Raw genomic sequence first — 11738 nt, 5'->3', positions numbered from 1 at the left:
CAACTTTCTCGCGGTGGCTGCTACCCCAGCCACAATCTCTACAAATTGTTGAAGTTGCAGAGACCTTGTCTGGGGGCGAGGGCATCGCTTCGGATGACCGCTACGGTTGGCTTATGCCGCTGACCGCGTGCCATCTGATACAAACACAGACGCTGGCAGCGGAGTACCGTCTGAATCATGCTGTGGTTTTATCGTAGTCAGGCTAGGAGTTCATTGCATGGTTGCTGCCCCCAAAATCTCGCTGCCCCGCAATTGCACCTTTACCCCGAGCGATTGGCAGGCCCTCGCTCCGTTTTGGTATCCGGTAGCATTTTCGGCAGAAGTGACCCTGGAGCAACCCTATGGCACCCGGCTGCTCGATGAGCGGTTGGTGATTTATCGCACCTCTGCGGGCACCGTCACCGCAGCGCGCGATCTGTGTCTGCATCGCGGGGCACCGTTGAGTCAGGGGTGGATGGCGGGCGATCGCCTTGTGTGTCCTTATCACGGGGTGCAATATGACAGCACCGGCCAATGTGTCGGCATCCCTGCTGAACCGGATGCCACCATTCCCCAACGCCTGAAGCTGACGACTTATCTCGTGACCGAGCGGTACGGTCTAGTTTGGGTACGGTTAGTCGACAATGGCCCTCTTCCTTTGCCGGAAATGGCTGAGTGGGATGACCCGGATTATATACAGGTTCTTCCCGACGCAGTGGACTTAGAGGCGGCGGCGGGGCGGCAAGTCGAAGGCTTTCTCGATGTCAGTCACTTTGCCTTTATCCATGTCAAATCCTTTGGTGAAAGTGACAACCCCGCAGTGCCGGACTATCCCATCGAGCTGACACCGGCGGGCTTCAAGGCCGATTATGTCAGTACGGTTAGCAATTATCCCCATGGCATGAAGCATCTGGCTCCGCCAGATTTCAAATGGCGACGACTCTTTGAGGTGTTTTTGCCGTTCACGGCGAAGCTATCGGTCACGTTTCCCAATGGCATGTTGCATATTCTCAATGCGGCTTCACCGGTTTCGGCCCGTAAGACGCGGGTGTTTGTGCCCATTTGCCGCAACTTTGACAAAGATGCGCCCCTGCAAGACACGCTGGATTTTAACCATCAGGTGTTTGCCGAAGATCAAGCGATCGTGCAAGAACAATGGCCCGAAGATTTGCCCCTGAAGCTTTCGGATGAAGTTCACATTGCGGGCGACAAGAGTTCCATCACCTTTCGCAAGCAGTTGAAAGAACTGGGCCTCGGTCGTTCCTTTACGGCTTAATGCCGCAATAGGCCGCAGTGAATGAGTCGCTTTGGGGTGACGGCATGGCATTTGAGCCACGGTGGGGATGGAGCGATCGCGCAATCGGCGTTCCTGGCTTTGCCATCCAGTGCTGACACGGCACCGACTGGGGGCATTAACTTGATTTGGGTGATCTGGTTGGACGATCCAAGCATCCTGAAATGCCTTTGGCCTGGGCCCCAAGCGTCAGATTGTCCGACTCATGCCCCTGACGATTTTCCCGCACCCAGCCAAATGGCCGAGGGGACACCATTGATAGACGTTGGCGCTCATCTCACATCAACACTGACGCCCTGATGCTGGCGTGAAACTTCAGGGGCTGTTACTTTGACGGTCAAACAGTTAAGTGGCTAAATAATGACAATCTTGAGGGCGACGACGATTTCAGCAAACTTTGTTATTCTCGTTTCAGAGAATAAGACTACAGCGTTACCCTTAAGGCAGAACGGCTAATTTTCTATCTTCGCGCCTTTCTAAGAGAGTTCGCAGCTTTATGAAAACCAATGCCGCTAGAATCCTGGAACAGCAGCAAGTGCCCTATGAGCTGCTAACTTACGATGTCGATCCGCAAGATTTAGCGGCAGAGCGAGCCGCTGACAAACTGGGGCTACCCTATGAGCAAGTCTTTAAGACGTTAGTGGTCAGGGGCGATCAAACTGGAGTTTGTTTCGCGGTGATTCCGGCCAATGCTCGCCTCGACCTCAAAGCTCTGGCTAAAATGTCAGACAATAAAAAGGTGGAAACTGTACCGCTCAAAGAAGTGCAGAATTTGACCGGCTATATTCGTGGTGGTGTGACGGCTTTGGGCAGTAAAAAGCCTTATCCCGTGTTTATCGATATTTCTGCGACACAATTTAGCAGTATTGCGGTTTCTGCGGGCAAGCAGGGACAAATGCTGATGGTATCTCCTACTACTTATCAAATCACCGTCCAGGGCACCATTGGCGCAATTACTCATTGAGCCATCACCCACTATTAAGGCTGGAGGTGAGGGCAAAACGGATGGGAGATGACACGCGAATCGTTCCCAATACTTTGTTAATGCTTAGTTTTCGATGGGTGTATGGTCGCTAATATCCTTTGACAAGTTCAGGATGGGCGGGCTTTGTAGATTCAGAATAAACTGTCGCAGCCTAAGGATGAGTCTGGACGCTGCATTAGGCAACTGCTTTTCAGCATGATCCGCTCGCCTTAAACTGCGGCAAAAAAGTCCTTTGACTTGACTGGGTCGGCATCCATCGTCTTGTCGCCGGGTTGCCAATCGACCGGGCAGACTTGTTCGGGGTGAGCTTGCACATGCTGAATCGCCTGTAATACTCTCAGCGTTTCGGCCACGCTGCGGCCAAAAGACAGATTGTTGACCGTGCTGTGCTGAAGCACGCCTTCCTTATCGATGATGAAGAGCCCTCTTAAAGCCACTCCCGCATCAGGGTCTAGCACGTTATAGGCGGTACTAATTTCTCGTTTAATATCAGATACCAGAGGATAATTCAAATCCCCAACGCCACCGAGTTTTCGTTCCGTCTGAATCCAGGCTAAGTGGGCAAACTCGCTATCGACTGAGATGCTGAGCACTTCAGTGTTGAGATCTTTGAATTCGGTATGGCGATCGCTAAAAGCTACCACTTCTGTAGGGCACACAAAGGTAAAGTCGAGCGGGTAAAACAACAGAACGACGTACTTACCACGATAGTCAGACAATTTAATGGTTTTGAATTCTTGGTCAACGACTGCGGTCGCTGTGAAATCAGGAGCCGATTGGCCGACACGAAGACAGCCTTCTTGGGGGGTAGTCATCGGATTTAATCCTCACAAACTATGCTCTGCCAGAGTGTCGCGGGGACGATCGCCCAACGCATTACCCCAGATCATTCAGCACTCAGCTTTCGGGGATGGTAAGCGATACCCGCTCGTCTACTGTAGTCCGATTCGGCCTAACCTGCTGCCAACTAGAGTCACAATGTAAACAGCCCCCTGTTGGATGGTGATCAGGTCATTGATGATACGTCTAGCCGTTGTTTTCAGCCTCTATTGCTACACCATTAGTTTGGGGGCCTGTACCACTACCGAGGTCAGAGTGCCTCTGCGATCGCCGCTGGTGCTGTCACCGCAAGCTCAGGAGCAGCTAGCCTATCCGGTGTTTCTGATGGATGCGGATGGCGCGGCGGCCTATCGTCAACAAGGACTCGCAGCTCGACAACAAGAAGATTTTGAGGGCGCGATCGCCGCCCTAAACACCGCCGTCATTCTCGATCCACTCCATGTGCCGGGTTATGTCTTGTTGGGTTGGACACAGCATTTGGCGGGCGATCGCGACGTTGCGATTGCCACCCTCAATCAAGGGTTGACCCGTGATGCTGAGCATGTGCCGGGGCTCAATGCTTTGGGGATTGCCTATCTGGTCAATGGAGATCTGGAAGCGGCGATCGCGGCCCATACCCAAGCCAAAACCCTCCAAGCTGATAACGAGATTGCCTATTACAACCTCAGCTTGGCTTATCAGCGGTTGCCGGATGTCTCCGCCGCGATCGCCCACGCCGAACGGGCGACTGAGTTAGAACCTGACAATCCCCATCCTTGGGTGGCGCTGGCACTGGCACACTGGAGCAAACCAGATCCAGTCGCTGCCGTGGCTAGCTATCGGCAAGCGTTACAACTCGATGGTCGTTACTACGATGCCGCTCATTTAGAAAATTTGCTAAAAGCAGGATTTAGCCCTGAACAAATTGAGCAAGTTGACGAAATTCGCATCCAGATTTGAGGGGACATCGTCAGCAGGTCGATAGTCGGCGAAGAATCCCTGGAGGAGGCTCCAACCGACCGCTGTGCTCTAGCAGTAGCGATCGCGGAACGCGGCTACCACGTCTCTGAGCGGTTCATCTAACCGCTCAGAGACGGGCTGACGAATGTGTTCAGGAATGTCGCCGTAAAACGCCTCGGCAATGCCTCCCGTGATGCAGGTGAGGGTGTCGGAGTCGCCGCCTAGGGAGACGGCGTTGCGGATGGCGTCCTCAAAATCGGTAGCGTCTAAAAAGGCGACGATCGCTTCGGGTACCGTGCCCTGACAAGATTCATTAAAGCTGTAGGTTGGGCGAATTTCATCGACGGTGCGGTGCAAGTTATAGCCAAATTGCTCAGTGATAAAGTCGCGGATATCGGCTTTTGCGGTGCCCTGTCTCGCCAAAAAGATGGCCGCTGCGGTGGCCTGAGCACCTTTGATGCCTTCGGGATGGTTGTGGGTGACGGCTGCCGTTTTCTCCGCTTCTTGCAGAACTTCATCTAACGAGGTGCTCGCAAAACCGACTGGACTCACCCGCATGGCGGAGCCGTTGCCCCAACTGTTGTAGGGGGTCAGCGTCGGGGCTGCCGCCCATTGATGAAAGCGCGCGCCATAGCTGCCGGTGGGGTTGGGATAGCGCCAGTAGTAAGCCTTAAACGCTTTGGCATAGTCGCCCCCATGCAGCAAAACATCGGCAACGGCCACCGACAAAATGGTGTCATCGGTGAAGGTCGTGGCCTCGGTAAATAAAGGAAAATCTTTGCTCCGGCGGTTATCAAACTCATACACCGAGCCAATCATATCTCCCGCGATCGCCCCTAACATTGGCTCCTCACTTCGGTTACTACCCGATCTTCAAGTTTCTAGCTCACAGGGTAACGGGAATATCTCCCAACCGCTCCGACTGCGTAGATCTTGACACTTTTAGGTCTGGAGCGAGTCGACCCCGCTTAGCGAGGCACCGCCTGCCAGGATTTGAGCAGGTCTGCCCGAGGGTTGAATTTTTCCAGCGATCGCAGCTCTTGGTACAAAGTCTGCTCGCGATCGCTGAGTTTCACGGGCATCACGACATCGACTTCCATAATTTGGTCGCCCCGGCGATCGCGCCCCACCGGATAGCCCCGCCCCGCTAACCGTAGTCGCTTGCCTGCTTGTACGCCTGGCGGCACAGTCATCTGCACTGGCCCATCCAACGTGGGGACGGTGATGTTGCTGCCCACCGCCGCTTCGCTCGGCGTCACCGGAATGCGGCAGAAAATATCATTATCGACCACCTTGAAAAATGGATGGGGCTGCACTTCAATGCGCAGGTAAAGATTGCCGCCGCCCATGCCCTGTCCTTTCAAGCGAATCCGCTGTCCAGTCACCATGCCAGGGGGCATCTCTACTTCAATGGTGCGTCCGTCTTCTAGGCGAATGCGCTCTTGTCCGCCACTGTAGGCCCGCTCTAGGGGCACCGTTAGCGTTGCTTCGGCGTCGCGGCGGTTACTGCTGGTGGCCCGGGCCGTCGTCCGTGCGTTACTCGAACGGGGGGGCGGACGCGGTTCGGTTCGCGAGTCTGGTGATGGACGGCCACCGGGGGAGCGCGCTGGCTCATCGCGGCGGTTCAGGAGCTGATCGATGAACGAGTTGAAGTCGCCCAGATCGCTAAAGTCAAGGTCTTTGAACGAAAACTTGCTGCTGACTCGCTGCCGAAAGCCTTTTTGTTGCCAAAAGCTGCTGTACTCTTCATATTGCGATCGCCGCTCAGGATCAGAAAGCACCTCGTAAGCTTCGCCCAAGAGCTTGAACTTCTCCTCGGCAGCTTTATCCCCAGGATTCAAGTCAGGGTGATATTTGCGGGCTTGTTGGCGATAGGCCTGTTTGATGTCGGCCCCTGACGCATCTTGGCCTACGCCTAAAATTTCAAAATAGTTCCGAAAGTTTTCCATAGACGCAATCAAAGCGTTCGCTCACCATGATGAGTTGATAAATTCATCTGATCCAACGCTAGGGCCGATAAGCGGGACTAAAACCACTCATCATCATCACCCCAATCGTTATCATAGCCGTTCCCGCCCGGTCGACGGGGATCAGCGTATTCGTCACGGCGGGGACGCGCCGATGCCGGATCCCGTGGAGTGGGGGCTTGGGGCGATCGGGCGGGCGCACCCGTTGGGGGACGATTCCAATCGCGATCGTTGCGCGGGGCGGCGGGCCGCGCCGCTCCATAGTTGTCGGACTCGCTCCAGGGGTCAGGCGCAGGCCGATAAGCGTCGTTGCCATAACCGGGTGACTCGGGATAGCGCGGTGCCGGATTAGCATTGGGCGCATAGCGATCGCCCCCATAATCCCGCGTTGAAGGTGGCCCCGAGGCCGGACGGCGAGGCGGCGGACCACTATCGGGACGTGGCTCGTTCCCATTGTCACTGCGGGCTGCCGGAGCGTCATAGGGCGGACGACCGGGAGGGGGCGCATAGCCGTCGTTACCGCGCGGTGGCTCATAGGGCGCACCATTGCGGGGGGGCGCACCATAGGCATCGGGCTGATAGCGCGGCGGTGGTGGCGAGTTGTAGTAATCGTTAGCGGGGGGAGTGCCGGTTAACCGGGGGCGATCATAGTTCCAGGCATCGTCTTCCCAGGCGGGACGGCGAGACCAGCTATCTTCGTAACGGTTAAACTCATCGTCGTCGCCCATAAAGGTGCGCTTGAGGGTGCCGCCGATTTGGCCGAGCAAATCGGTTTCTTCGCTGTCGTCTTCGTAGAGATACGCTTCGCGGTTCAGCTCGTAGACTTCGTCTTGCAGCTCTGATTGAATAATGTCGATGCCCCGTTCGTCGTTATTTGCCAAGGCTTCGCGCAATTCTTGAATCAAACGCTCGACGCGGCGACGGCGATCGCGGGCAAACTGCATGCCGAAATCCAGCACCACTTCTCGCAATACTCGTTCCGACTGATAGGTCAGGGCTTCGGCCCGGTTACGCTTTTCCACTTGTTCCCGCTTCAGGCGATCCGCTTCCGAATATTCTTCGGCGTCGCGAATCATCTGTTGCACTTCCGTTTCGCTTAGGGTCGCAGACCCTTGGATGGTGAGGCTCTGCTCCCGTCCGGTCGTGCGATCCATGGCAGAGACTTGTAAAATGCCGTTGGCGTCGATGTCGAAGGCCACTTGCACCTGCGGTACGCCCCGGGGCGCGGGCGGAATGCCCATGAGCTTGAACCGTCCCAACGGTTTATTGTCGGCGGCCATTTCCCGCTCGCCTTGCAGCACGTGGACTTCCACCATGGTTTGATTATTTTCGGAGGTGGAAAAGATGTCCGATCGCCGCACGGGGATCGTGGTATTCCGAGGGATCACCTTTTTCATCACGCCGCCGATGGTTTCCAGCCCCAGGGACAGGGGGGTCACATCCAGCAGCAAAATATCCTGCACTTCTTGGGTGAGAATGCCCGCTTGAATAGCTGCGCCGACGGCTACCACTTCATCCGGATTGACGTTTTGGTTGGGCGCCCGGCGAATCAGCGATCGCACTAGCTCATGCACCATGGGCATCCGGCTACCACCGCCCACCAGCACGACTTCGTCGATTTGGTCAGGCGTCAGCCCTGCATCTGACAATGCTTGCTTTAGCGGACCCCGTAGCCGACTGAGTAGATCGCCACAAAGCCCTTCAAACTGAGATCGCGACAGCGGCGTTTCTAAATGTTTGGGGCCGTCGGCGGTGGCAGTGATAAAGGGCAGATTGATTTCCGACACGTTCACGCCGGACAGTTCGATCTTCGCTTTTTCCGCAGCTTCCGTCAGGCGCTGGAGCGATTGGCGATCGCGCCGCAAATCCACCCCTTCTTTTTCCAAAAACTCGTCGGCGAGCCAGTCCACAATCTTCTTATCAAAGTTGGTGCCGCCTAATTGGGTGTCGCCAGCGGTGGAGCGCACTTCAAACACGCCGTCACCCACATCCAAGATCGACACGTCAAAGGTGCCGCCACCCAGGTCAAAGACTAAGACTGTTTGGCTATATTGCTGATCGAGGCCATAGGCTAGGGCCGCCGCTGTGGGCTCATTGAGAATGCGCTTCACTTCCAGACCGGCAATCCGGCCAGCGTTGCGCGTCGCCTGTCGTTGGGCGTCGTTGAAATAGGCGGGCACTGTAATCACAGCGCCAGTTACGGGTTGGCCCAGATAGCGACTGGCCTCTTCCGCCAGCTTGCGCAAAATCATGGCTGAAACTTCTTCCGGCGCAAATTCCCGCTCTAAACGGGGACATTGGATGCGCACTTCATTGTTGTCGCCCCGACGGATGGTGTAAGGCACCCGCTTGGAGTCGGCGGTGAGTTCGCCATACTTACGGCCCATGTAGCGTTTGACGCCGTAAAAGGTGTTTTGGGGGTTCAACACGGCTTGTCGCCGCGCCATTTGTCCCACTAGGCGCTCGCCGTCTTTACTAAAGGCCACCACCGAGGGAGTCGTCCGCATACCTTCGGCATTGGCAATGACAACGGGCTTACCCCCCTCCATCACGGAGACCACTGAGTTGGTTGTCCCAAGGTCAATACCAACAACTTTACCCATTCGACTCGTGTCTCCTCGTTCGTCCCGTTCCTAACTGCTTTGATATTCTTTCAGCCTGCGGTGTCTGGGCGGGCTGTGCTGTATGACGTGCAACAGATAACCCCTCAACTTTATCGAAGAACTTCCCAAGTCGTCGTCTCTCGCGATCGCCCACCGACTGTTTTTGGCCGCTGTCCTACACCAACAATATATATGGTAGATGGTAGACCTGTGCTTTCGGGTTGGGCGGCCCTACCACCTACGCGGTTCCTGGTGTCCGCTAGCGCAGCATCAACGGGGCCTGGGGGGAGGCGGTGAGGCGTCAGCGTCAGCCCCTGAAATCCTAGATACTGATGGGTTTCATGCCATTTCCCCAACTTTGCCGTTTCCTCCTGGGAAAGCAGACAGACCACTCCGGCGGTTGGCTGTCGGCGACGGTTGGCTGTAGACAGTTGAGCCACTCACTGTTGCGATCGCCTCAGGTGAGGAAGGCAATCTGTCGGTTGGCATCACTCCGCTGGCACACTATTATCGTAGGCTGCAATTTTACCTAAAGTCGATGTCTGATTCTTCGTCAAATTTGACCATTACCCCAGCACAGCCCGCCGATGTGTCCGCGATCTCTGACCTGATCCAGGCCCTGGCCGATTACGAAAAGCTGGCCCACGAAGTGACTGGCAGCGCCGATGACTTGGCGCAACACCTATTTGGCGATCGCCCCTATGCCGAAGCCCTGCTGGCCCGAGTGAGCGATACCCCCGTTGGCTTTGCCCTGTTTTTTCACAATTACTCCACCTTTTTGATGCAGCCCGGCATTTATTTGGAAGATCTATTTGTGCTGCCGGATTATCGTGGTCAGGGCATTGGCAAGGCCCTGTTGCAGGTATTGGGACAAGTCGCTGTGGCCCGTGGTTGTGCGCGGCTGGATTGGAATGTGCTGGACTGGAATAGTCCCGCGATCGCCTTTTATGAACGCATGGGAGCGGTGATTAAACCCGAGTGGCAACTCTGCCGCGTGACGGGCGATGCGTTGCAAAATCTCGCTCAGTCCTCTTTGTAAAGGATCGGCGCTCAAAGCTGTCATCTTTGCCCAAGCCGCGCTCAAGCGCAGCACCGCACTTTTAAGAGCGACCGGGAATGAATCCCGTTGTGAGTCGTTTGATCACTCGATTCGCAATGTCGCTGTACTGAATTTCGCCCGCGAGCAATTGGCCCATACGCTGGGTCATAGTCGGGCGCTTAATGCCTACCCGATAGCCCAGGCCCGGCACCCGGAAGAACACACTCGCAATGCGCTGCGCCCACTGCATGTTGTCGCCCCATTCATGCATGGCAGCGGTGTAGCCAGCCAGGGCGTCCGGTTTTCCGGCCAGGGCTGCCGCGATCGCTTCAGCCGCCTTTATGCCGCTATACATGCCGTGGCGAATCCCCTCCGCCGAGAGGGGATCGACAATGGCCGCTGCTTCGCCCACGACCAAGGCTTGCTGAGTATGTAGCGTGCGGTGCCCATCCCACAGCTTGACGGGATGGACTTGGCAGTTGCCGCCTGTTAGGTCAAAATTTTGGGCATAAGTGGCAAACGTTTGCTCAAAATTCGGCGTTTGTTTGCCCAAGAGCGTGACGCCCCCCATCACCGCATCGCGATCGCGGGGAAAGCACCACAGACAGCCACTTTTCAGCAACCCGAATTCAAAATTGAGCGCGGCTTGATCCGGCGGCAAGGGAGTCGGGAACTCCAAGACGGCGGCAGCGCGGAGTTTGGCACTCGCCAGCCCCAACCACCCGGAAACCGGGCCGTTGGCCCCGTCAGCCGCCACCAAATAGCGCGCCCGATAGGTTTCGCGTGATGTTTGAATATGCCAAAGCCCATTCACCAACTCGACGCCAGAGACCAGAGTCTGATCATGCAGGGCGGCTCCTTGAGCGATCGCCTGATCAACCAAAAACTGATCAAAGGTCTCGCGACGGACGATCCAAATGGGCTCTGCCGTTTCCAGTTCCGAGGTGATTTCGTCCCCCAGTTTCCAGGTGTAGCGCACCCGCCGCACGGTATTAGCCAACGCTGGTGCAAAGTCAAAGTCAAACCACTCTGCCACCCGAGGGGATACAGCCCCTGTGCAAGGTTTCGACCGGGGCCACGCCGCTTTTTCTAGTAACAAAACGGTTGCCCCCTGTTGGGCTAGGTGATAAGCGGTGCTACTGCCCGCTGGCCCCGCCCCCACCACCACACAGTCATATTGAGTCACGGCTGCTCGTCCTCGTCCTCGTTGGCTCACACAGCCCACATTACCGAAATGTGCTCCCCTCTATGCCGAGCGGTCTCAGAATGTCGTGTGGCAGGCACCCTGTAGATTGTGCGTAGATTACTCATTTGGTGCTACCGGCAAGAATCAATAGTCCTGCGGATTACACCTGTTCCAGCCCCCCCTATGCTGAAGTGATCCATGCCCCTCTATCACTGCTGATTCGTGGTCTACCGCAGACCTTATTAGGAGGCACTTATGCTCTGGGAACTATGCGTTCTTTATGCCAATGGCAAAGAAGACGTGCTGAGGGTCTTCAAAGATTTAGACATTGCCCTGAACTGTGTTGATCGCATTTACGCTCAAGATGGCTACCCGATGCACAAGGCTTACACCGTGCGACCGGGCAACCTCGCCTAGTTAGCGGCTGGTGCGACTGGGCGCACTAACTGCCGGCTTGTTGGGGGCAGCGGCAGTACGGTTAACGGCCATTGCTTACATTTTTTGTGTGTAAAAAGGAGTGGTGCGACATCATTCTGGGACAACGCAATCCAGGTTTTGTCGTGGAATCCACCTCAGAAGTTCGGCAATTACACTACAGAAAAGTCGTGAGTTGAGCCACTTAGATTTGACGATTTGTTGTCATTATTCTGCCTTTTACCTCATCTGCTGAGGTTCGGCTAATAAGCCAAAAGGCCAGTCCATGGACTGGCCTTTTGGCGTGAAAGGGGATAATTTTTAGCTACGGTCTCAATGCACTGGCGATCGCTGACGGCGTACTATTGACGCCCATCGATCGGAACATGATTCAGCCGTGGCATCTGCTAAACCAATTGTCTGGTAGGCGTTTCAACCTCTAGTGCGCTGGTGCGATCGGGCAAAATCCAGCACAGAATAGGAGAGACCACA

The 11738-nt window shown here is 55.7% G+C and carries 10 protein-coding genes; 5 read left to right on the top strand and 5 right to left on the bottom strand.

Features of this window, described 5'->3' with window-relative positions; genetic code table 11:
* The first annotated feature begins 217 nt into the window (after positions 1-217).
* Positions 218-1255 (top strand): aromatic ring-hydroxylating dioxygenase subunit alpha, encoded by a 1038-nt coding sequence (locus JUK32_RS10685; RefSeq protein ID WP_204138840.1) that lies wholly within the window; start codon positions 218-220, stop codon positions 1253-1255.
* 514 nt (positions 1256-1769) lie between these two features.
* Positions 1770-2237 (top strand): Cys-tRNA(Pro) deacylase, encoded by a 468-nt coding sequence (gene ybaK, locus JUK32_RS10680; RefSeq protein ID WP_204138839.1) that lies wholly within the window; start codon positions 1770-1772, stop codon positions 2235-2237.
* 230 nt (positions 2238-2467) lie between these two features.
* Here the strand turns inward: ybaK and JUK32_RS10675 are convergent, their stop codons facing one another.
* Positions 2468-3073 (bottom strand): peroxiredoxin, encoded by a 606-nt coding sequence (locus JUK32_RS10675; RefSeq protein ID WP_204138838.1) that lies wholly within the window; start codon positions 3071-3073, stop codon positions 2468-2470.
* Positions 3074-3275: 202 nt separating this feature from the next.
* Here JUK32_RS10675 and JUK32_RS10670 point away from each other — a divergent pair, with 202 nt between their 5' ends.
* Positions 3276-4037, top strand: coding sequence for a tetratricopeptide repeat protein (locus tag JUK32_RS10670; RefSeq protein ID WP_204138837.1), 762 nt, complete (start codon positions 3276-3278; stop codon positions 4035-4037).
* 69 nt (positions 4038-4106) lie between these two features.
* Here JUK32_RS10670 and JUK32_RS10665 read toward each other — a convergent pair whose 3' ends face one another.
* The 3 genes from JUK32_RS10665 to dnaK all read right to left on the bottom strand — a co-directional run bounded on the left by JUK32_RS10665 (position 4107) and on the right by dnaK (position 8607).
* Positions 4107-4880, bottom strand: coding sequence for an ADP-ribosylglycohydrolase family protein (locus tag JUK32_RS10665; RefSeq protein WP_204138836.1), 774 nt, complete (start codon positions 4878-4880; stop codon positions 4107-4109).
* Between the two features lie 125 nt (positions 4881-5005).
* Positions 5006-5986 carry a DnaJ C-terminal domain-containing protein gene (locus JUK32_RS10660; RefSeq protein WP_204138835.1) on the bottom strand — a complete coding sequence of 327 codons (981 nt, stop codon included), beginning with the start codon at positions 5984-5986 and terminating at the stop codon, positions 5006-5008.
* Between the two features lie 77 nt (positions 5987-6063).
* A complete protein-coding gene (gene dnaK, locus JUK32_RS10655; RefSeq protein ID WP_204138834.1) occupies positions 6064-8607 on the bottom strand; it encodes a molecular chaperone DnaK in 2544 nt (847 codons plus the stop codon).
* A gap of 538 nt (positions 8608-9145) precedes the next feature.
* On the opposite strand from dnaK, the gene JUK32_RS10650 reads away from it, so the two are divergent.
* Positions 9146-9646 carry a GNAT family N-acetyltransferase gene (locus tag JUK32_RS10650; RefSeq protein ID WP_204138833.1) on the top strand — a complete coding sequence of 167 codons (501 nt, stop codon included), beginning with the start codon at positions 9146-9148 and terminating at the stop codon, positions 9644-9646.
* Between the two features lie 61 nt (positions 9647-9707).
* On the opposite strand, the gene JUK32_RS10645 is transcribed toward JUK32_RS10650, so the two are convergent.
* Positions 9708-10832, bottom strand: a complete 1125-nt coding sequence (locus tag JUK32_RS10645) for a geranylgeranyl reductase family protein (RefSeq protein WP_204138832.1) — start codon at positions 10830-10832, stop codon at positions 9708-9710.
* Positions 10833-11087: 255 nt separating this feature from the next.
* Between JUK32_RS10645 and JUK32_RS10640 the strand changes: the two genes are divergently transcribed.
* Positions 11088-11249 carry a hypothetical protein gene (locus JUK32_RS10640; protein ID WP_204138831.1) on the top strand — a complete coding sequence of 54 codons (162 nt, stop codon included), beginning with the start codon at positions 11088-11090 and terminating at the stop codon, positions 11247-11249.
* Positions 11250-11738: the final 489 nt, after the last annotated feature.

The organism is Halomicronema sp. CCY15110, from assembly GCF_016888165.1.
Taxonomy (GTDB): Bacteria; Cyanobacteriota; Cyanobacteriia; order Phormidesmidales; family Phormidesmidaceae; genus Halomicronema.
This window is presented reverse-complemented; position numbering and strand designations above follow the sequence as displayed.